The organism is Pseudophaeobacter arcticus DSM 23566 (assembly GCF_000473205.1).
GTDB classification, from domain to species: Bacteria; Pseudomonadota; Alphaproteobacteria; order Rhodobacterales; family Rhodobacteraceae; genus Pseudophaeobacter; species Pseudophaeobacter arcticus.
Genome location: NZ_KI421507.1, coordinates 3,104,091 through 3,124,604, shown reverse-complemented (window position 1 = coordinate 3,124,604; position 20,514 = coordinate 3,104,091). Strand labels below are relative to the sequence as shown.

Genomic DNA, 20,514 nt, shown 5'->3' with positions numbered 1-20,514 from the left:
TTGGGCTGGCCTAGACCAGTCTTTGGCGCGCCAGACGGGCCACCTCTGCGACCTGATCAATCAGCTCCAACCCCCGGTGCTCGATCTCATCAACAGGTATCCAGCAGGCCTGCAGCGCATCATCATCGGCAGCCGGTATGCCGCTTTCATAGGCGCACAGAACGGCTGTTAGCAGATATTGCTTTTGCACCGCACCCACCGCATCACGCAGTAAGACGTCGATATTGGTCAGGTATTCCAGCGGCCGGGCAATGACGCCGGTTTCCTCAAACAGCTCGCGCTGCGCCGCCTGCATGGCGGTTTCGCCCAGCTCCACATGTCCGCCGGGAAAGCCCCACCAGCCGGCATTGGGCGGGGTTTTGCGTTGGATCAGAATGACCTGTCCCAGGTGATAGACAACGGCGATGGCCCCAAGAACGGGGCGGGGGGGCTGAATCACGGACATTCTGCTGTCATCTCGCTGCTCTCCGGCGGTCACCCAGCGGTGCAGCCGGAGATATCCACCGCATGCTTCTGCCCCAGAACCGTGATCCGCAATTGCGACCGGTCCACCGCTGCCAGGGTGCCCGCGCGGGTTGGCATCAGTTCAGAGGTGGCCACCAGGGTGGCGCCGCTGCGTCGGGTGGTGGTGGTGCCGGCAAAAAGATGCGGCGAGCCTGCCTCGATCACCGCGACCTCGGTGCCGCCGGCGCTGGGCATGGTGATCCGGGCTTCAACTTCGATACCGTATTTGGTTGGCTTCAGACGGCAGGTGCTGGCAGAGACCCCGGCTTCGCGGGCCGAGAAGGGGCGGCTGGCGATGGCGGCGACAATGGCCGGGTTGCGCGGCGCGGCAGAATCAAGCTGATGGTCAAACGACAATTCAGAGGGCACACAGACATCCTTGCAGACGCCCAGCTCCATCCGCCCTTTGAGCCGCACCGGGCGGCCGGGTTTTTCGGGGGTTATCTCAATCGGCAGCACCAGTTGGTGGTGATAGCCGATGGTCTGATAGCCAGAGGTCGAGAAAACCTCGGGGGTGGGCCAGGTCATCGACATCTTGCCCACATTGCGCGAGCCGCGCCAGGTGAAACTGGGGGGGATACCGGCCTCGCCGGGGGCGCGCCAATAGGTCTTCCAGCCGTCACGAAGGGTCAGGCGCAGGGCCCCGATGTACCGGCCGTCAGGGGAGACACCGCCGTCGAGGATCTCTACCTGAACCAGGTCATCCATGGTGAGGGGCGGGGCGCTGTCAGCCTGGGCCACAAAGGATGTTGTAGCCGTGGCCAGAGCTGCCATGGCCGCCGCAGCCATCAGGCGGCGCAGGCGCGGCGCCGAAGCGGCGGGGGCAGAGGCGCGGGCAGATCTGTGTGCAGGACTATGTGCAGCTCTGTGCTTGGGGCAGGGGCAATATTCGCTCATGGGAATACAAATGGCCTCTTGCAGGGCAATTGCCAAGTCACGATCTGGTTAAATGGTGAACTGCGCTGTTGTGACCGGATCGCCCAGAGTGCCTTTCACCCGGAGCCCCTTGCACCTCGGACAAGGGGGCGCCATGCTGGACGGGGTGATGCAGCGGTCAAGGGAAAGGGCAGGATATGGATTTCACCGGGAAACTACTGATTGCCATGCCGGGCATTGGCGATCCTCGGTTTGAGCATTCGGTCATTTTTCTGTGCTCGCATACCGAGGACGGGGCCATGGGGCTGATCATCAACAAGGTCGCTCCGGAGGTGCAGCTGAGCAATCTGCTTGATCAGCTGGAGATCCCGGTGGTTGTCGCCGACAAGGGCAAAGAGGCGATCCGCTTTGGCGGGCCAATGGAGGTTCAGCGCGGCTTTGTGCTGCATTCACCGGAGTATGAATCCAGCATCAATTCCCTGTCGGTGCCGCCGGGCTATGGCATGACCGCAACGCTGGATATCCTGGAGGATATTGCCCAGGGCAGTGGACCTCAGAAGTTTTTGATCATGCTGGGCTATGCAGGCTGGGGGCCGGGGCAGCTGGAGGCGGAGATCATTGCCAATGGCTGGCTCACCACCGAGAGCACGGATGCGCTGATCTTTGATACCGCGGATAGCGACAAGTGGGAGGCGGCGCTGGGCTCCTTGGGGATTGATCCGCTGACGCTCTCGGCCAGTGCCGGGACCGCCTGAACGGGACCAACAGAAGAGGGCCAACTGAACTGGGCTAATTGAACGGGACCAACTGAACGGGGCCAATTCTGCGCCGGTTTTGACTTTGTGGTCTTTAACCCTGCGGTGCAGCAGCCGCGTCGCGCGGGGCTGCTGCGCGCTGCAGCCGGTCGTTGATGGCCACCCCCAGACCGGTGTCGGGGATTGGCGCCACGGCAATGGGCAGACCCTGCGCATCCAAATGATGCAGATGGCCAAAGAGATTGGCGGCGGCTTCGGCCAGATCGCCGCTCTCGGACAGGGAGAGGTCGCAGGCGCGGGCGCCGCGGTAGTGGCCAAATCCCAGGTAACATTCGCCCGCGCGGGGAGAGGTCGCATTGAGCCGCACGCGCTCTTGTGGCGCGTAGTGGGACAAAAGCTGGCCGGGCGCTGTCAGGGGATCGTGGATATCGCGCTGGGCCAGGGGCTGGCGCAGGACTGCTTCGATCTCCTCGGCCGCCAGGCCACCGGGGCGCAGCAGCATGGGAGCCCCCCCTGCAAGGCCGACAATGGTGGATTCCACACCAACATCGCAGGCGCCATCCGCAACCACGGCGGCAATGCGCCCGGCAAGACCAGCCATGACATGCTCTGCGGTTGTGGGGCTGATCCGCCCCGAGGGGTTGGCCGAGGGCGCCGCCACCGGGCCGTCCAGCGCCGCCAGCAGCTTTTGCGCCGTGGGATGGGCCGGCATCCGCACCGCCAGGGTGTCGAGCCCGGAGGTCACCAGCTCGGAAATGCCATGTCCGGGCGCCAGCGGCAGCACCAGTGTCAGCGGTCCGGGCCAGAAGGCGCGGGCCAGGGTCTCGGCCTGGGGGCTCCAGATGACGTGACGTTTTGCAGCCTCAACAGAGGCCACATGGGCAATCAGCGGGTTGAAGCTGGGGCGGCCCTTGGCGGCATAGATCGCCGCCACCGCATCGCCGCGCCGGGCATCGGCGCCGAGGCCATAGACTGTCTCGGTTGGAAAAGAGACCAGTTTGCCCTGCCGCAACAGCTGCGCCGCGCGGGCGATCCCGCTGGGGGAGGCATCCAGCACCAGCGTTGCATTTTGGGCGGTATCTTGAGGCATTTTCGGTGACGCGGCGTTTTGGTTGATTGCAAGGGGACGAAGGTTAGGTAATCGATCAGCTAAACTGACAGACAGCGCAACAGACATACCGGGCGGTTTGAGCAATGCCAAGCCTGCGCCCGCGATTATCCCCAAGGCCGACAAGAGGATGCCCATGACCTTCCGTGCCCCCGTCTCCGAATATGAATTCCTGCTGAACACCGTGATTGGCTTTGAGCAGATCGCCCAGACAGACCGGTTCAACGAGGCAAGCAGTGATCTGGTGACTGCGATCCTGACCGAGGCGGGCAAGCTGTGTGATGAGGTCATGGCACCGCTGCAACGGGGCGGCGATCTGCAACCGGCGGCACTGGCAAACGGCGTGGTGCGGACCTCGCCCGGCTTTGGCGCGGGGTTCAAGGCCATTGCCGAGGGCGGCTGGATTGGCATGAGTGCGGCACCAGAGCATGGTGGCATGGGGCTGCCCATGACCCTGACGGCCGCAGTGAACGAGATGATGTCGGGGGCCTGCCTGTCGCTGCAACTGGCGCCGCTGATGAGCCAGGGCCAGATCGAGGCGCTGGAGCATCATGCCAGCGACGCGCTGAAACAGATCTATCTGCCCAAGCTGATCTCGGGGGCCTGGACCGGCACCATGAACCTGACGGAACCGCAGGCGGGCTCTGACGTCGGCGCGCTCAGCTCTCGGGCCGAAGCCAATGGCGATGGATCCTATGCGGTGACCGGCCAGAAGATCTTTATCTCTTGGGGCGACAATGATTTTGCCGAAAATGTTTGCCATCTGGTGCTGGCGCGCTTGCCGGACGGGGTGCCTGGCACCAAGGGGATCTCGCTGTTTCTGGTGCCCAAATTCCTGCCCAATGAGGATGGTACGCTGGGCGCGGCCAACAGCCTGGGTGTGGTCAGCCTGGAGCATAAGATGGGCCTGCATGGCAGCCCGACCTGCGTGATGCAGTTTGACGGCGCCAAGGGCTGGCTGGTTGGCTCCGAACATGGGGGCATGGCGGCGATGTTCACCATGATGAACAATGCCCGTCTGGGCGTTGGCGGCCAGGGTGTCGGCGCTGGCGAAGGTGCCTATCAGCAGGCGCTGTCTTACGCGCTGGAGCGCAAACAGGGCAGGACGGCCTCGGGCTTTATTGCGGATCACGCCGATGTGCGCCGCATGCTGATGGAGATGAAGGCTGATATCTATGCTGCGCGTGCCATCCTGCTGGCCTGCGCCCATGCCACCGATATGCAGACCGCAACCGGCGCTGCGGACTGGAAGGCGCGGGCCGCCTTTCTGACCCCAATCTCCAAGGCCTTTGGCACCGAGACCGGCATTCGGGTGGCGGATCTGGGCATCCAGGTACATGGGGGCATGGGCTTTATCGAGGAAAGCGGCGCGGCTCAGTTTCTGCGCGATGTGCGGGTGACCTCGATCTACGAGGGCACCAATGGCATCCAGGCGATGGATCTGGTGGCGCGCAAGATGATGGATGGCGGTGATATGGCGCATCGTATCATCGACGAGATCGAAGCCCAGGCCGAGGGCGCCCGGGCCACCCACCCCAATATGGGAGAGGCCGTCTGGCAGGCCTGCGAATCCCTGCGCGAAACCACCGAATGGCTGGTGGAGCAGGACGACCTGCAGGACCGTTTTGCCGGGGCGGTGCCCTACCTGCGCGCCTTTGCCCGTGTCCTGGGCGGCCATTACCACCTCACGGCAGCCATTGCCGACAAGGGCGGCCCGCGTGAAAAACTGGCGCGGTTCTACATCAAACGCATGCTGCCGGAACATTCGGGTCTGTTGACCCATGTGCAGGAAGGTGCCGCCGGCACCATGGCGCTCACTCTTGAAGAATTGGCAGGCTGAACATGGCAAGTGTCCCCGAAGTAGGCCCGCGCACCCCCTGGACCGAACCGCCCGCGCTGGGCGAGGCGATTGAGGTCGCCGAAGGGGTCCTGTGGATGCGCCAGCCGCTGCCGATGAAGCTGGATCACGTCAATGTCTACGCCCTGGACGAGGGCGACAGCTGGACGGTGGTGGACACCGGGTTCAACACCGGCAAAAGCCGCGAAATCTGGGAAAGCCTGATGGCAGGCCCCCTGAAGGGTAAACCGATCAGCCGGGTGGTGGGCACCCATCATCACCCCGATCACATTGGTCTGGCGGGCTGGTTCCAGTCTGAATATGGCGCCGAGCTGGTCACCAGCCGCACCGCCTGGCTTTTTGCCCGGATGCTGACGCTGGATGTACAGGAAACCTGGCCCGCCGAGACCCTGGCCTATTACCGTTCGGCCGGGATGGAGGCGGAGATCTATGACAAACGCATTGCCGACCGGCCCTTCAATTTCTCCGATATGGTCTATCCGATGCCGCTGGGCTTTACCCGGGTGCAGCAGGGCGATGTCTTTCGCATGGGGGGGCGTGACTGGGATGTGCATATGGGCAATGGCCACGCGCCCGAGCACGCCACCTTCTGGAGCCGCGATGACAATCTGGTGATCACCGGCGATCAGATCCTGGCCTCGATCAGCCCCAATATCGGCGTCTATGCCACCGAACCCATGGCCGACCCCTTGGGCGAATGGCTGGAGGCCTGCGAGCGGCTGGCGCCGCTGGCGCGGGCCGATCATCTGGCACTGGGCGGGCATAAGCTGCCCTTTACCCGCTTGCCGCTGCGCATGCGGCAGCTGATTGACAACCATCACGGCGCGCTGGACCGGCTGATGGCCCATCTGGAAACGCCCAAAACGGCGGCAGATTGTTTTTCGCCGCTGTTCAAGCGTAAGATTGGCGAGGGCGAGTATGGGCTTGCACTGGTTGAGGCCGTGGCCCATGTCAATCATCTGTACCGCACAGGCCGCGTCAGCCGCGTCAAAGGCGACAACGAGGCCTGGCTGTACCAGAGCAAGGATTAAGCGCCCGGGGGATCCCCGGCAGGGGAGTGAATGGCCATGGACAACAAGATTTCAACCAGCGCCGAGGCTGTCGAGGCGGCGGCAATGCCCTGCGTCCACGAGATACATGCCGATCCTGAGGCCAAGAATGGCCTCACCCAGGTGCCAAAAACACTGCAAAAGACCGACGCGGCCAAAAGCCAGGCGCGTTGGGCCTATGAGCGGCTGATCCTCTATATTCAGAACTTCGAGCAGCAGTTGGACGGCGAACATGAGGTGGCAATGGGCTTTGTCGGTGGCGACGCTGGCGTGCTGCGGATCGAGGGCATGGGCTATTACGACCCTGACATCGTGACCTTTTACGGCACCGATGGCGGCGGCGCCAAAACTCAGCTGGTGCAGCATGTGAGCCAGATGAACGTGATGCTGCGGGCCCTGCCCAAACCCCGCGAGGAAGTCCCGGCCAATCGCATCGGCTTTCGTCTGGCCAGCGACCTGGAGACCTAGAGGCTGCGATTCGGCGGTGAGCCGCGCCCGGGGGCTGCGGCGGGCAGAACAGCCGCGGATTTGGCCAAAGACGCGACGGATAGGTCGCAGGTTCAGGTTTTTGCCCCCCTGCGCGGCAATGACGTGGTGACAGGCAATTTGAAATCCAGTATCCAGCAAAAAAACATACGCGAATAGAAAGACCCGTCATGGCTGAACATAAACACGGTACCATGGACGCCAAAGTCCAAGAAGAAACCTATGCAGGCTTCATCACCTTCATCACGCGTTTCGCCATCTTCCTGGTGTTGCTGGCGCTGTTTCTTGCCGTATTTGCAATCTGATCCTTGCAAATGATATTTGCGAAAGCGTTTGATCGCCTGGCGCCGGGCCGTATCGTCTTGGGTACGGCTCTTTTTGCGGGCTGTATTGCATTGGCGGGCTGTGAGGCCCAGAAAAAGCCCAATGCCGATGCGGCAACGCTGGCGGCTGCGTCCTATGTACACAACGGCCCGCCTGCGCTGACGCTGTTTACCATGGTGAACAACCGGACGGGTTCCGGTGGTCATACCTCCTTGATGATCAACGCTTCTGAGCGGGTGATCTTTGATCCCGCCGGATCCTTCTATGCGGATGTGGTTCCGGAAGTGAATGATGTCTTGTTTGGCATCACCCCGGCGGTTGCTCTGGCCTATCGCGGTGCCCATGCCCGCAGCACCCACCATGTGGTGGTGCAGCGTCTTGAGGTCACGCCTGCACAGGCGCAGCGAGCCTATGAGCTGGCGGTTACCAATGGCCGGGTGCCGGGGGCCTATTGCGCCAATTCCACCTCCTCCATCCTGCGCCAGATCCCAGGGCTTGAGGGGCTGAAAACCACCTTTTACCCGGTGAAACTGTCGGAGCAGTTTGCTGCTCTTCCCGGTGTTGTCACCACCAAATACTATGAAGATGACGATGCCGATCTGCAAAAAGCGCTGGCAGAGGGCAATGTGATCCTGAGCTACGAGAGCAGGCAGAGCGAATAAGGGCAACAGCGGCTGAGGCGGGGGAAACCGGCTCGGCTGTTGCCTGATGTCTTTGCTCCGCAGCGAAAACCTCAGGCGAAGGCGCCTCTTGTCGCGCCAGACTAGATCAGCCAGACTAGTATAGCCAGACCAGCACAGCCAGCACAGAATGTGGCCTTGGCTGATCCGTTGCACGGGAGGTGCAGCAGGTGCAGCGGCTGGGGGCGGTCATGGCATCTCGGCAGATCTTGAACGGCTTCTGGCCGGGATCTGCCTCAGCCGAGCAGAAACAGCAGCAAGAACCCAGCGACACCGCAGAGCAGCGCCCAGAGCACATTGCGGGTGAGATATCCCGCCACAAACGTCAGCACCGCCACCGCCAGATGGGGCAGGCTGACCGCGCCGCCGGTGGGCGAGGGCCAGGCCACCAGCGGAGTGACCAGCGCCGGCAGGATTGCCACCGCCGTATAGCGCAGGTGACGCAGCAGCCAGGCGGGCATCGGACGCCCGCCCATAAAGCCGATAAAGGCAAAACGCAGGGCAAAGCTGCCGACCGCCATGCCGGTAATCACAATCCAAAGGCTGAGAGTGTCAAATCCGTTCATGATGCGGCCTCCTGACTGGCGCTGTGGCGGGCGGCCTTGCGTTCGAGCCAGAGTTCGGTTTGTGCGCCCGCCATCATGCCTGCCAGCCCGGCCACAATCAGCCCGAGGTTATGCGGCATCAGCGTTGCAGGCAGCGCAGTGACAATGGCGACAAAGCAGGCGACCATATGCGCAGGGGTGCGCAGCATCGGACCGATCATCGCCAGAAAGGCCAGCGGCAGCACAAAATCCAGGCCCCAGCTTGCCGGGATCTGCGCCCCCACCAGGGCGCCAATGACCGTGGCGATCATCCAGCTGGGGGCAATCACCGAGGTGGTGCCAAAGAAATAGGCCATCCGCTGCGGCGTGGTCATCTCTGGTTCGGTCTCAAATTTGACAATCGACAGGGCGTAGGATTGATCCACGGTCATATAGGCCGCACAGGCGCGTTGCCACATTGGCGCATCGCCAAGGTAGGGGGTCAGCGACGCGGAATACATTCCCATCCGCAGATTCACCGCCAGGGCCGAAATCAGAACGATCAGCAGCGGCGTGTTCTCCTGCAGCAGTTGCAGGGCGGTGAACTGGGCGGCGCCGGCAAAAACGGCGAGCGAAAAGGCCAGGGCCTCAAGGACATTTAGTCCCGCTTCGGCAGCCAGAACCCCAAACAACAGGCCAAAAGGACTGGCCACAAGCAGAAAGGGCAGGCTGTCGCGCAGTCCTTTCCAAAACAGGGATTTCGTGGTGGTGATTGCCATACGCGCGTCCTAAGTTCACTGATAACTTGGTAGGCAGCTTCAAAGGGCTCTGCAATTGGTAAAATCACCTGACCTCACTGAGATCCTGTCTGAGTATCTGATTGCGCCCGATCCGGGCCGCGCGGGACTCACCCGGGGCGTTACCGGCCATGACGAACACGGCAGGGCCGTGGCCCTGTCTGTGGTTGAGGAACGCCCGCTGACGATCTATCTGAACCGGCAGGAAATTGTCACCGCCATGACCATTGGCGACTACCCGGAGTATCTGGCACTGGGGTTCCTGCGCAATCAGGGCATGTTGTCCGAGAGCGAGGAGATCCTGCGCGTCGACTATGACGAAGAGCTGGAGGTTGTGGTGGTGCGCACCGCCCGCGAGACCAACTACGAGGAAAAGCTGCAGAAAAAGACCCGCACCTCTGGCTGCGCCGTGGGCACCGTTTTTGGCGATATGATGGAGGGGCTGGAGGGTGTGCAGCTGCCTGCCAGCCCGGTCAAAACCTCCTGGCTTTATGCGCTGGCCCATAAGATCAACCGCACACCCTCGCTCTATCTTGAGGCCGGCGCGATCCATGGCACGGTGCTGTGCCAGCAGGATCGCCCGCTGGTCTATATGGAGGATGTGGGGCGGCATAATGCGGTGGACAAGATCGCCGGCTGGATGCTGTCGGAAGGCGTCGAGGCATCGGATAAGATCCTCTATACCACGGGTCGGATGACCTCTGAGATGGTGATCAAGACCGCGATGATGGGCATACCCGTCCTGGCCTCGCGCTCGGGTTTTACCGCCTGGGGCGTCGAGATCGCCCAGCAGGTCGGCCTGACCCTGATTGGCCGCATGAAGGGCCAGCGGTTTGTCTGCCTGTCCGGCGACGCGCGGCTAGAGCGCGACATGGACCCGCGCGATGCGCCGGTTGAGGCCAAGAAACACAAAAGGAAGGGTGCGGCGTGAACTGGTTGGAAATGTCTCTCCAGTTTTCTAGCCCGGCGCAGCCGGGCTGCGCCCAACCCGCCCCCCACGGGGTGGGCGCTTTGCACCCTCCCCGCCGGGCTGGGCGCTGGGGGGCTGAGCTGTGAGCAACCTCGCCTCCCTCTACTTTGGCGGATTGCCCCTGCTGGTAGTACTTTCTTTCTTGGCCTTGTTTCTGTGTTGGAGACCGGTCGCCCAACAGCTTGGGGTCTCTTTTCTTGACGGATCCGTCTCGCGCCGCGTGATCTTCGGGGGGATCAATGGGGGCAGCTCTTTGCTGCAACGCAATGTGCGGCGATGCCGTTTGGTGTTTCTTTGCATCTACGCAGCCTTCTTTAGCATGGTCTTTGTCGTCTTTGGATTGGAAGGCTTCCTGTTTTTGTCGAGCTGTTTTGTACTCTCTTTTCTGTTGTCGCGTCCGTACGACGTCATAGGAGATCAATAAATGACGAACCCCCTCGGAGTAATCCTTGCCGGTGGTCTCGCCACCCGGATGGGCGGCGGCGACAAAGGCTTGTTGCAGATCGGTGGCCAAAGCCTGCTGGCGCGGGTCCGCGACCGGCTGGAGCCACAGGTCGCGGCATTGGCGCTGAACGCCAACGGTGATGCGGCGCGCTTTGCTGATCTGGGGCTACCGGTGGTGGCAGACAGTATTGATGGCTTTGCCGGCCCCCTCGCGGGGGTTCTCGCCGGGCTCGACTGGGCCGCCGGGCAGGGGGCTGATGCCATTGTCACCGCCGCCGCCGACACGCCGTTTTTCCCGACGGATCTGGTGGCGCGACTGGTGGCGGCGTCAAAGGGCCAGGAGCATCCGCTGGTGCTGGCGACAACGCCGCGCACCGGCGAAGAGCTGAAATCGGGGGGCCGCAGCAAGGTCAATCGCCACCCGACCTTTGGCCTCTGGCCGGTTGCCCTGCGCGATGATCTGCGCGCGGCGCTCAAGGATGGGCTGCGCAAGGTGGTGCTCTGGACCGATCAGCACGGCGGCCGTGAGGCGCTGTTTGAGGCCACCCCCTTTGATCCCTTTTTCAACGTCAACACGCCTGCGGACCTCACCCGGGCACAGGAGCTGATGCGATGAAACTCTATGGTATCACCGGCTGGAAGAACTGCGGTAAAACCGGGCTGATGGAGCGCCTGGTCTCCGAGTTCACCGATCGCGGCCTGACGGTTTCCACCCTCAAACATGCCCATCACAGCACCGATGTGGACCAGCCGGGCACCGACAGCCACCGCCACCGCATGGCCGGTGCCGCCGAGGTGATCCTTGCCTCGACCCACCGCATTGCCATCATGCAAGAGCTGCGTGGCGCCGAAGAACCGCCGCTGGCCGCGCTGCTGGCGCGGCTGTCGCCGGTGGATCTGGTGCTGGTCGAGGGCTATAAACGCGAATCCCACCCCAAGATCGAGGCCCACCGCGCCGCCGCCGGTCAGCCCCTGATCGCGCCCCAGGATACCAGCGTTCGCGCCCTGGCCAGCGACGTGCCGCTGGACTGCGAACAGCCGGTCTTTGATCTGGATGACACCACAGCCATTGCGGATTTTATCGCCGCAGACCTGATGCTCTAGCTGCTCTTTTGTGAAGGCGAAATCCCGATGACCCTGAAGCCCCCCCCGCTGCGCAACGATTGTTTTTCCCTGCCCGCAGGCGTCAATTGGACCCCGGTAGACGAGGCCCTGGCGCTGCTTCGTACGCGTCTTCAGAGGGTTGTCGCCAGTACAGAGCTGCCCCTGACCGAGGCCTCAGGCCGCATCCTGGCCTGCGATGTCATTGCCAAACGCTCAAATCCGGCGCTGCCCAATACGGCGGTGGATGGCTATGGTTTTGCCGGGGCCATTTCTGAAGGCACCCATGTGTTGCCCTTGATGCCGGGGCGGGCCGCCGCCGGGCTGGCCTATGAGGGCTCGGTGCCTGCGGGGCAGGCCATTCGCATCCTCACCGGCGCGGCGCTGCCCGATGGGGTTGATACGGTGATCCTGGAGGAAGACGTGACACTGGGCAGGGCGGAGATCGCCTTCCACGGCCCGCTGAAACGCGGCGCCAATACGCGCAAGGCGGGCGAGGATGTGACTGCGGGCATGGTGATCTTGCCAGCCGGACGGGTGCTGACCCCGGCGGATCTGGCGCTTGCCGCCGCCGCTGGCATTTCCCGGGTCCAGGCCTATCTGCCCCTGCGGGTCGGGGTGCTGTCAACGGGGGATGAGCTCTGCGACGTTGGCGAGGAGGCCGCGCCCGGACAGATCTATGATGCCAACCGGCCAATGCTGCTGGCGCTGTTGCAACAGATGGGATTCGTGGCGGTGGATCTTGGCCGTGTGGCCGACGACCCAGAGGCCCTGCGCGCCCGGCTGGATAGGGCTGCGGCGCAGGTGGATGTGATTCTCACCAGCGGTGGCGCATCGGCGGGGGACGAGGATCACGTCTCGGCACTGTTGCGCGACAGCGGTGCCCTGCAGGAATGGCGCATCGCGCTGAAGCCGGGGCGCCCGCTGGCGCTGGCGATGTGGCAGGGGGTCCCCATCTTTGGCCTGCCCGGCAACCCGGTGGCGGCCCTGGTCTGTACGCTGATCTTTGCCCGCCCCGCCATGGGGCAAATGGCTGGCGCCAACTGGCTCCAGCCGCAGGGCTTTGATCTGCCCGCCGCTTTTGCCAAGCACAAAAAACCGGGGCGGCGCGAATATCTGCGCGCCCGCATCCGGGAGGGTCAGGTCGAAGTGTTCAAATCCGAAGGCTCCGGGCGCATTTCCGGCCTCAGTTGGGCCGAAGGCCTGGTTGAGTTGGCCGATGGCGGGGCGGAGATCCAGCCAGGGGAGCTGGTCCGCTACATCCCCTATAGCGCCTTTAATCTGTAAACCCCGCCCGCCCGCGGCGCCGCCAGACACTGGTCAGGATTGTCGTATCTAATGCCCTGATATCGTGGCGTCAGGCTGAGCGTAAGGCAGGGGGGGATCGGGCCGGGCGGGCCGGGATTTCATCTTTCCCCAAATACCTCCGCCGGAGGCAGCGACCCGCCAGGGTCGCCAAATTCAGTCTACCAAATTCGGGCCACCAAATCCGGGGTCGCCAAATCCGGACCTGTCTCGCCCTAGTCAAAGGTCCCGGCAACCCGGCCCAGCAGCATAAAGGCGCGGGCGGTGCGGGTATCGCCGAGGGCGGTGATTTCCCCATCACTGGCCTCGGTTTCAAACTCGGCAAACATCCGGTCAAACCTGCGCAGGAAATGATGCGCTGCATCGCGAAAAATGGGATCCTGCTTCATCCGGGCCGAGGTCAGCGCCAGCGAGGTACGATCGCGCACCCCTCCCAAGGCGGCGACGGCGCGGCCGCGGGTGCCCTGGGCAAACTGCCGCCAGATTTCGGGGCGGGCCATGTCGGGGCGCAGATCATCCATATAGATGCCGTCCTGGCTCAGCAGGGTCAGCACATCCTGTGCCGCCTGCACAACCTGCGCTGCCTTGCGATCTTTCAGGGCGGCGCGCAGGGCGGTAAAGCCGTCTTCATCCTCGGCGGTCTCGGGGAAGTTCAGCGCCCGGATAAACTGCTCTGCGGGCAGGGGCAGCGCCATGTCCTCGGCCGAGGTGCCAAGCGCCAGGCTGCCCTGATCCTCGGTGGTCAGCTTGCTGGCTTCGGCCGGGATGGCGGGTCGGGTGGGGGCGTGGCGGCTGCTTTGGAACGTGGCCAGGGCGGTTTCCGTCTTGCGGGCGGCTTCGGCGATTTCTTCCAGTTTCTGGCTCACGGTTGGCTCGCCCGCCGCCTCGGTTTGCTGCACATGGGTCAGATAGCTGTGGCGCAGGCTGTCGATGGCGGCCTGCAGGCGCTGGCTTTCGCGGCGCATGACCCGCGCCGAGCGCAACGCCGAGGTACCCACCCAGATCATCACCAGGGGCATCACTATGGCCAGCGCCGTCAGCACGGTTGGCGTCCAATGGGCGATCCCCTGATCTGCCGGCGCCAGCAGGTAAAGCCCCAGAATCACCAACAGCCAGAGCGCCGAGAGCAAAATGGCCACCACTTCGGCACTGCCCAGTCCGGCCTCGGATTGGCCCGGATTGGGGCCGCGCCCTGCAAGGGGAGAGAGGCGTTTGGAGGCATCCTGGGCAGTCATAGGCAGGCTCGCAATCCGAAGGTGGGGCTGGGTTTATACTGGGCTTATACTGGGTTTACGCAAGGCTAACTGTTTCGGGGCCAGAGGCAAGAGGAACCACCAGGAGGACCCCAAGGAGGACCCACACGGGGTCACCCCTCGCCCCTGCTGCGCCTTAGCCGTAGAGGATGCTCAGGATTTCGTAGCCGCGCACACCACCGGGGGTGCGGACCTCAACGCTGTCGCCTTCTTCCTTGCCGATAAGCGCGCGGGCAATAGGGGATTTGATATTCAGCAAACCCGCCTCAACATTGGCTTCATGTTCGCCAACGATCTGCCAGGTCTTTTCTTCGTCGGTGTCTTCATCCACCAGGGTGACCTTGGCACCAAATTTGATCGAGCCGGACAGTTTGGCCGGGTCAATCACATCTGCGAGGCTCAGAATGCCTTCCAGCTCTTTGATGCGGCCCTCGATAAAGGACTGTTTTTCACGCGCGGAATGGTATTCGGCGTTTTCTGACAGATCGCCCAGCTCGCGGGCTTCGGCGATGGCCTTGATAATCGTGGGGCGCTCCACCGATTTCAGATTCTTGAGCTCAGCTTCGAGTGCGGTGTGACCCGCAGAAGTCATTGGGATCTTTTCCATATCTTGGGTCCAGGTCGTTTGGCTAACGGGGTAGCTCTTGGGTCATTGTGAAGTCGGTTTACCCAAAGGCAGAGCCCCGCCACAGCACTGCAGCGGGGCCTGTCATTTGTGTTGGCATTTACCTGACCCAATCTGGGCGCAAATTTCAAGGGGGCGGAGCAAGCTCTCCACCGGCAAATTCACTCAATCAGCGGATTTTGCAGATTTTATAATAGGTTTGCGCGGAAAAATGCCGTGATCCGGAAGATTGGGCAAAGCGGCCTGCCACATGAGGTCAATCATCATATTGCACCACTTCATATTCAATCCCGTCACTGTCGCGAAAGTAAAAGCGCAGACCGGGTTCGTAATCCGCATGGTTGGTGGGGGTGAAACCGGCGGCCAGCACCGCCGCTTCGGTGGCCTTGATGTCGGCAACAACCACGGCCAGGTGGTTGAGCCCGCCCCGGGTTGTATAGCTGTTGCTGGGGGGCTGTGGCGTGGCTGGCGGCTGATACAGCGCCAGATAGCTGTCGGCGCCGCCCACATGCAGGCTAAAGCCGTTGTGGATCGAGGCCCCGGACCAGCGGGTATGCCAGCCAAAGACATCTGCCATCCATTTGGCGGTGGCTTTGGAATCTGTGACGGTAATATTGGCGTGTTCCAGAATGGCGCTCATCTGCAGTGTCCTTTTGCGTGGTGTTAAAATATGAGTCGCCTTAAGGTAATTTCTCAACCTAACTTTAGCTCAAGCATTTTCTTGAGTTTTTTTCGGGAGGCCCGCAGCATGGCAAAATCCGCAGGGGTGGCGATTGGCTACCTGTCCGAACGTACCGGCCTCGCGGTTTCGGCCATTCGCTACTACGAGGCGCAGGGGCTGCTGGAGCCCTGGCGCAACGCTGGCGGGCAGCGGCGGTTTCACCGGGCAGACATTCGCCGCCTCAGCTTTATCATGATTGCCCAGCAGTTTGGCTTTTCCCTGCCTGAGATTCGCGGCTTTCTAAAAACCCTGCCCGGCGGGCGCACCCCAACGCCCGAGGATTGGGCACGGATTTCCACCGGTTTCCGGGAGCATCTGGATGCGCGAATCAAAACGCTGCAACAGATGCGCGACAATCTGGATGGCTGTATTGGCTGTGGCTGCCTGTCTTTGCCCAAATGTGCGCTTTACAATCCGCAGGATCAGGCCGCCCAGAAGGGAAAAGGACCACGATATCTGATGGGGGACAGCCCAGAGCCGCGCGCGGCGCCGGAAAAAGGCGCTTGAGCGGCGGAAAATGCCTGTGCCCCTGCGGCAAAGCGTGGATCTGATGCAACTAACGCAGAGTTTGGATTGACCTGGTATGTTGCCAAACGCTAAGCAACCGCGAAAGAAAATTACGCCCAGCTCGCCCCCAGCGATGGGACCCGTAGCGAATACAATAGCCAAGGAGCAGCTCTATGGCCGAGATCGAACGCGAAACAATGGAATATGACGTAGTGATCGTTGGGGCAGGCCCTGCCGGTCTGTCTGCCGCGATCCGTCTGAAACAGCTGGACAGCGACCTAGAGGTCGTGGTGCTGGAAAAAGGCTCCGAAGTGGGGGCGCATATCCTATCCGGTGCAGTGCTGGACCCCTGCGGTCTGGACGCGCTGATCCCCGATTGGAAGGAAAAAGGCGCGCCTCTGAACACACCGGTAAAAGAAGACAACTTTTACATGCTGGGGGAAGCAGGCCAAATCCGGGTTCCCAATTTCCCGATGCCGCCGCTGATGAACAACCACGGCAATTATATCGTCTCGATGGGCAATGTCTGCCGCTGGATGGCCGAACAGGCCGAAGAGCTGGGCGTTGAAATCTTCCCCGGCATGTCCTGTTCCGAGCTGGTCTACGGCGACAAGGGCGAAGTCAAAGGCGTGGTTGCCGGTGTCTTTGGTCTGGAACAGGATGGCTCTTACGGTCCCAACACCGAGCCAGGCATGGAGCTGCACGGCAAATATGTCTTCCTGTCGGAAGGTGTGCGCGGCTCGCTGTCGAAAGAGGTGATCGCCAAATATGACCTGCAGGCCGGCAAGGATGTGCAGAAATACGGCATCGGCATGAAAGAGATCTGGGAGATTGATCCCGCCAAGCACAAGGAAGGCACCGTCACCCACACCATGGGCTGGCCGCTGAACTCGAATGCGGGGGGTGGCTCCTTTATCTATCACCTGGAGAACAACCAGGTTTACGTCGGCTTTGTGGTGCACCTGAACTACAAGAACCCACATCTGTACCCCTACATGGAATTCCAGCGGTTCAAGCACCACCCGATGGTTGCGGATCTGCTGAAGGGCGGCAAACGTGTTGCCTATGGCGCCCGTGCCATTACTGAGGGCGGCTATCAGTCGATGCCCAAGCTGGTTGCCCCCGGCGTGGCGCTGCTGGGCTGCTCGGCCGGTATGGTCAACGTGCCGCGCATCAAGGGCAACCACAACGCCATGCTGTCGGGGAAATCTGCAGCCGAGGCCGCCTACGCGGCGATCAAGGCCGATCGCTCCGGTGATGAGCTGCCTGACTACGAGGCTGCGGTGCGCGATGGCGCCATTGGCAAAGACCTCAAGATGGTGCGCAACGTCAAGCCGATGTGGTCCAAGTGGGGGCTGATGGCCTCGCTGATGCTGGGCGGGCTGGACATGTGGACCAACAATCTGCTGGGTCTGTCCTTGTTTGGCACTATCAAACACGGCAAAAACGATGCCGAGGCGACCGAGGAAGCCTCCAAGCACAAAAAGATCGACTACCCCAAACCTGATGGGGTGCTGTCCTTTGATCGCCTGACCAATGTGTCCTTTGCCGCCACCAACCACGAGGAAAGCCAGCCCTGTCACCTGCGTCTGGCTGATCCAAGCCTGCCGATCGCAACCAACCTGCCGAAATTCGACGAGCCGGCACAGCGGTATTGCCCGGCTGGTGTTTACGAGGTGGTCGAAAAGGACGGCAAGCCGGAGTTTGTGATCAACTTCCAGAACTGCGTGCACTGCAAGACCTGCGACATCAAAGACCCAAGCCAGAACATCACCTGGACCACACCCCAGGGTGGCGACGGGCCGAACTATCCAAATATGTAAGCGCTGAGGCGGACTCCTGCTGCAAATTAGGAGGTTTTGCGCCTATGGCGCAGGATACATGTGGAAATCACATAAATTTGGGGCGGCCTTCGGGTCGCCCCATTGCGTGTCACCTGGTCCCGCATTACGATTCGTGTCGACGCGAGCCGCACACGCAGAGGAGAACTCCAGGTGCCACTTTCACAATTTCGTAGCCTGACGGCGCTGGCCCTGATTGCCTTTTCAGCATCCGGATCTTTTCTGACGGCCCAAAGCGCGGCGGCTGACGGTCTGGCCGGGGCCTATCTGGCCGGGCGGGCTGCCACCTTTGAAAGCGATTTTTCCACTGCGGCTGAATATTATACCCGGGCGCTGGTGCGGGATCCCTCCAATCCGCTGTTGATGGAAAACGTGGTCTTTGCCCATCTGGCGCTGGGGCAGATGCCGCAGGCTATCCCGGTGGCAGAGCGTCTGTGGCAGAGCGAGGTCCGCAGTCAGGCCGCCAATATCGTCATGGTCGGCGGCTTTGCCCTGTCTGGGGATTATCAGGCGATTCTGGACCGTGAACTGGAAATTCGCCAGATTCACCCCCTTGTCGATGGGCTGCTTGAGGCCTGGGCGCAGATGGGTCTTGGCTCCGTTGATAAGGCGATTGAGGTTTTTGATCGCGTCGCAGAGGAAGAGGCCCTGCGCCCCTTTGCAGACTATCACAAGGCCTTGGCGCTGGCCTCGGCGGGCAACTACGGCGGTGCCGAGGCCCTGTTTGCCGCAGATGAGGGGCAGCTGACCCGGTTGTCGCGCCGCTCGGCGCTTGCGCGGGTCGAAATCCAGTCGCAACTGGGCGAATTCGAACTGGCCCTTGCGACCCTGAATGACAGCTTTGGCGCTGGCAGTGACCCGGCCCTGGATGAGATCCGCGCCAGGTTGCAGGCAGAGGAGCCACTGGGCTTTTCCATTGCCAGCACCGCCCGCGACGGCATCGCCGAGGTGTTCTTTACCCTGGCGGCGGTGATGAATGGCGAGGCGGCCAATGATTTTGTGCTGATGTATGCCCGTGTTGCCTCGGCTTTGAGCCCGCAACATGTGGATGCGGTGCTGCTCAGCGCTGAACTGTTGGACCAGCTGGGGCGTTATGATCTGTCGATTGCCACCTATAAACAGGTGCCCAGCGATCACCCCGAATACTACGCAGCCGAAATGGGCCGCGCCGAAGCGCTGCGCCGCGCCGCCAAACCGGATGCCGCCGCCGAAGTGCTGGAGCAATTGTTTGGGGATTTCCCCGACTTGCCGCAGATTTCGATCAGCCTTGGCGATCTGTTGCGCCAGCAGGAAGACTACGCCGGCGCCATTGCAGCCTATGATTCTGCGCTGTCCAATATGCCCGAAGAGGCCGGCAGCCGCTGGTTCCTGCACTATGCCCGCGGCATATCCCACGAGCGGCTGGAAGACTGGCCCAAGGCAGAGGCCGATTTCCGCGCCTCCCTGGCGCTGCAGCCCGACAGCCCGCAGGTGCTGAATTATCTCGGCTATTCAATGATCGAAAAAGAGGACAGCCCGGAAAAGCTGGATGAGGCCCTGGGGATGATTGAACGGGCGGTCGCCGCGCAGCCAAATTCTGGCTATATCGTCGACAGTCTCGGCTGGGTGTTTTACCGCCTGGGCCGCTACACCGAGGCCGTGGCCCATATGGAGCGCGCGGTGGAGCTGATGCCGGTGGATCCGGTGGTCAGCGACCATCTGGGCGATGTCTATTGGGCCGTTGGACGCCAACGCGAGGCTGAGTTCCAGTGGAAACGTGCCCTGTCCTTCATCAAGTCCGGCCGCGGCGATGGTGAGGCAGACCCGGATCGCATCCGTCAAAAGTTGGAGCTGGGTCTTGATGCGGTGCTGAAACTGGAAGGCTCTGCCCCTCTTCAGGTTGCCAATGGCGATTGAGGTCTTTGCGCCGGCCAAGATCAACCTGACTCTGCATGTCACCGGCCAGCGGGCGGATGGCTATCACCTGCTGGATTCGCTGGTGGCCTTTGCCGATCTGGGTGATCGCCTGCGGCTGGAGGCTGGCCCGGAGATGACCATTGATCTGCGCGGCCCCTTTGCCGAGGGCGTGCCAAGGGACGCGCGCAATCTGGTCTGGAAGGCCGCGCAGGCGGCTGGCTGGGCTGGTGCTATTCATCTGAACAAACAGCTGCCCCATGGGGCGGGTATTGGCGGTGGGTCCTCGGATGCAGCAGCCGTGCTGAACGCCCTGGCCGCAGAGGGGCTGACAGTGCCTGCAGAGCTGCCGCTATCCCTGGGGGCCGACCTGCCGGTCTGTATGGTCGCCAGGGGCGCGCGGATGCAGGGCATTGGTGAACGTATCACCCCAGTTGCGCTGCCGGACCTGCCGGCACTCTTGGTCAACCCCGGTGTGCATCTGCCAACCGGCGCGGTTTTCTCGGGTCTGGCAGGGCGTGACAATCCTGCCATGCCGCAAGAAATCCCAAGCTTTGAAACCGCAAGAGACTGTGCCGTCTGGCTCAAGGACCAGCGCAATGATCTGGAAATCCCGGCGGCCTATGTGGCGCCGGAAATAGACCGGGTTCTTGCTGACCTGCGCTGTACAGGGAATGAGATGTTGTCGCGGATGTCGGGGTCCGGGTCCACCTGCTTTGCGCTGTATCCGACGCTAAAGGCGGCCCATATGGCAGCCTATGAGATCGGCGCCGAACATCCCGATTGGTGGATACAGGCCGTCACTCTGCGCTAGGGGCTAGAGCTGCAGGTGAATGTGGTCGTCATGGCGCGCCACCCGGCAGCAGTGTCAGCCCTGCATTGAGCAGTGCAGA

22 protein-coding genes are annotated in these 20,514 nt (G+C 62.1%); 14 read left to right on the top strand and 8 right to left on the bottom strand.

What is annotated here, in order from left to right; genetic code table 11:
- Window positions 1-10: 10 nt before the first annotated feature.
- On the bottom strand, window positions 11-445 hold the full coding sequence (locus ARCT_RS0119380; RefSeq protein WP_027241563.1) for an NUDIX hydrolase: 435 nt from the start codon (window positions 443-445) through the stop codon (window positions 11-13).
- Between the two features lie 29 nt (window positions 446-474).
- Window positions 475-1,293, bottom strand: coding sequence for a protein-disulfide reductase DsbD domain-containing protein (locus ARCT_RS0119375; protein ID WP_051360889.1), 819 nt, complete (start codon window positions 1,291-1,293; stop codon window positions 475-477).
- 284 nt (window positions 1,294-1,577) lie between these two features.
- Between ARCT_RS0119375 and ARCT_RS0119370 the strand changes: the two genes are divergently transcribed.
- On the top strand, window positions 1,578-2,135 hold the full coding sequence (locus tag ARCT_RS0119370) for a YqgE/AlgH family protein (RefSeq protein ID WP_027241561.1): 558 nt from the start codon (window positions 1,578-1,580) through the stop codon (window positions 2,133-2,135).
- 94 nt (window positions 2,136-2,229) lie between these two features.
- Here ARCT_RS0119370 and ARCT_RS0119365 read toward each other — a convergent pair whose 3' ends face one another.
- The gene (locus ARCT_RS0119365; RefSeq protein ID WP_027241560.1) at window positions 2,230-3,225 is read right to left on the bottom strand and encodes an L-threonylcarbamoyladenylate synthase; all 996 of its coding nucleotides are present in this window, start codon (window positions 3,223-3,225) and stop codon (window positions 2,230-2,232) included.
- Window positions 3,226-3,379: 154 nt separating this feature from the next.
- Here ARCT_RS0119365 and ARCT_RS0119360 point away from each other — a divergent pair, with 154 nt between their 5' ends.
- The 5 genes from ARCT_RS0119360 to ARCT_RS0119340 all read left to right on the top strand — a co-directional run bounded on the left by ARCT_RS0119360 (window position 3,380) and on the right by ARCT_RS0119340 (window position 7,622).
- Entirely contained in the window at window positions 3,380-5,083 is a 1,704-nt protein-coding gene (locus tag ARCT_RS0119360) for an acyl-CoA dehydrogenase (RefSeq protein ID WP_027241559.1), read from the top strand.
- 2 nt (window positions 5,084-5,085) lie between these two features.
- Entirely contained in the window at window positions 5,086-6,132 is a 1,047-nt protein-coding gene (locus tag ARCT_RS0119355) for an MBL fold metallo-hydrolase (protein ID WP_027241558.1), read from the top strand.
- 36 nt (window positions 6,133-6,168) lie between these two features.
- Complete coding sequence (locus tag ARCT_RS0119350; protein ID WP_027241557.1) at window positions 6,169-6,618, top strand: DUF6173 family protein; 450 nt, start codon at window positions 6,169-6,171, stop codon at window positions 6,616-6,618.
- A gap of 188 nt (window positions 6,619-6,806) precedes the next feature.
- Entirely contained in the window at window positions 6,807-6,941 is a 135-nt protein-coding gene (locus ARCT_RS0119345) for an aa3-type cytochrome c oxidase subunit IV (protein ID WP_027241556.1), read from the top strand.
- 9 nt (window positions 6,942-6,950) lie between these two features.
- Window positions 6,951-7,622: a hypothetical protein gene (locus ARCT_RS0119340; protein ID WP_154665404.1), complete on the top strand. Its 672-nt coding sequence runs from the start codon at window positions 6,951-6,953 to the stop codon at window positions 7,620-7,622.
- Window positions 7,623-7,876: 254 nt separating this feature from the next.
- Here the strand turns inward: ARCT_RS0119340 and ARCT_RS0119335 are convergent, their stop codons facing one another.
- On the bottom strand, window positions 7,877-8,206 hold the full coding sequence (locus ARCT_RS0119335; RefSeq protein ID WP_027241554.1) for an AzlD domain-containing protein: 330 nt from the start codon (window positions 8,204-8,206) through the stop codon (window positions 7,877-7,879).
- The gene (locus tag ARCT_RS0119330) at window positions 8,203-8,943 is read right to left on the bottom strand and encodes an AzlC family ABC transporter permease (RefSeq protein ID WP_027241553.1); all 741 of its coding nucleotides are present in this window, start codon (window positions 8,941-8,943) and stop codon (window positions 8,203-8,205) included. The genes ARCT_RS0119335 and ARCT_RS0119330 overlap by 4 nt, the downstream gene beginning before the upstream one ends.
- A gap of 55 nt (window positions 8,944-8,998) precedes the next feature.
- Here ARCT_RS0119330 and fdhD point away from each other — a divergent pair, with 55 nt between their 5' ends.
- The 4 genes from fdhD to ARCT_RS0119305 all read left to right on the top strand — a co-directional run bounded on the left by fdhD (window position 8,999) and on the right by ARCT_RS0119305 (window position 12,763).
- The gene (gene fdhD, locus ARCT_RS0119325) at window positions 8,999-9,892 is read left to right on the top strand and encodes a formate dehydrogenase accessory sulfurtransferase FdhD (protein WP_027241552.1); all 894 of its coding nucleotides are present in this window, start codon (window positions 8,999-9,001) and stop codon (window positions 9,890-9,892) included.
- Window positions 9,893-10,355: 463 nt separating this feature from the next.
- Window positions 10,356-10,991 carry a molybdenum cofactor guanylyltransferase MobA gene (gene mobA / locus ARCT_RS0119315; RefSeq protein ID WP_027241550.1) on the top strand — a complete coding sequence of 212 codons (636 nt, stop codon included), beginning with the start codon at window positions 10,356-10,358 and terminating at the stop codon, window positions 10,989-10,991.
- Window positions 10,988-11,479, top strand: coding sequence for a molybdopterin-guanine dinucleotide biosynthesis protein B (mobB, locus tag ARCT_RS0119310; protein ID WP_027241549.1), 492 nt, complete (start codon window positions 10,988-10,990; stop codon window positions 11,477-11,479). The genes mobA and mobB overlap by 4 nt, the downstream gene beginning before the upstream one ends.
- Window positions 11,480-11,506: 27 nt before the next feature.
- On the top strand, window positions 11,507-12,763 hold the full coding sequence (locus ARCT_RS0119305; RefSeq protein ID WP_027241548.1) for a molybdopterin-binding protein: 1,257 nt from the start codon (window positions 11,507-11,509) through the stop codon (window positions 12,761-12,763).
- Window positions 12,764-12,996: 233 nt separating this feature from the next.
- Here ARCT_RS0119305 and ARCT_RS0119300 read toward each other — a convergent pair whose 3' ends face one another.
- The 3 genes from ARCT_RS0119300 to ARCT_RS0119285 form a co-directional block, all read right to left on the bottom strand.
- Complete coding sequence (locus ARCT_RS0119300; protein ID WP_027241547.1) at window positions 12,997-14,016, bottom strand: hypothetical protein; 1,020 nt, start codon at window positions 14,014-14,016, stop codon at window positions 12,997-12,999.
- A 154-nt stretch (window positions 14,017-14,170) separates the two neighbouring features.
- Entirely contained in the window at window positions 14,171-14,641 is a 471-nt protein-coding gene (gene greA, locus ARCT_RS0119295; protein ID WP_027241546.1) for a transcription elongation factor GreA, read from the bottom strand.
- A 274-nt stretch (window positions 14,642-14,915) separates the two neighbouring features.
- A complete protein-coding gene (locus tag ARCT_RS0119285; protein WP_027241545.1) occupies window positions 14,916-15,299 on the bottom strand; it encodes a VOC family protein in 384 nt (127 codons plus the stop codon).
- Window positions 15,300-15,407: 108 nt separating this feature from the next.
- Between ARCT_RS0119285 and soxR the strand changes: the two genes are divergently transcribed.
- From soxR to ARCT_RS0119265, 4 genes are all read left to right on the top strand, one after another.
- Window positions 15,408-15,887, top strand: coding sequence for a redox-sensitive transcriptional activator SoxR (gene soxR / locus ARCT_RS0119280; RefSeq protein WP_027241544.1), 480 nt, complete (start codon window positions 15,408-15,410; stop codon window positions 15,885-15,887).
- A gap of 173 nt (window positions 15,888-16,060) precedes the next feature.
- Window positions 16,061-17,710, top strand: coding sequence for an electron transfer flavoprotein-ubiquinone oxidoreductase (locus tag ARCT_RS0119275; protein WP_027241543.1), 1,650 nt, complete (start codon window positions 16,061-16,063; stop codon window positions 17,708-17,710).
- Window positions 17,711-17,881: 171 nt separating this feature from the next.
- On the top strand, window positions 17,882-19,624 hold the full coding sequence (locus ARCT_RS0119270; protein ID WP_027241542.1) for a tetratricopeptide repeat protein: 1,743 nt from the start codon (window positions 17,882-17,884) through the stop codon (window positions 19,622-19,624).
- On the top strand, window positions 19,614-20,435 hold the full coding sequence (locus ARCT_RS0119265) for a 4-(cytidine 5'-diphospho)-2-C-methyl-D-erythritol kinase (protein WP_027241541.1): 822 nt from the start codon (window positions 19,614-19,616) through the stop codon (window positions 20,433-20,435). The genes ARCT_RS0119270 and ARCT_RS0119265 overlap by 11 nt, the downstream gene beginning before the upstream one ends.
- Window positions 20,436-20,514 lie beyond the last annotated feature (79 nt).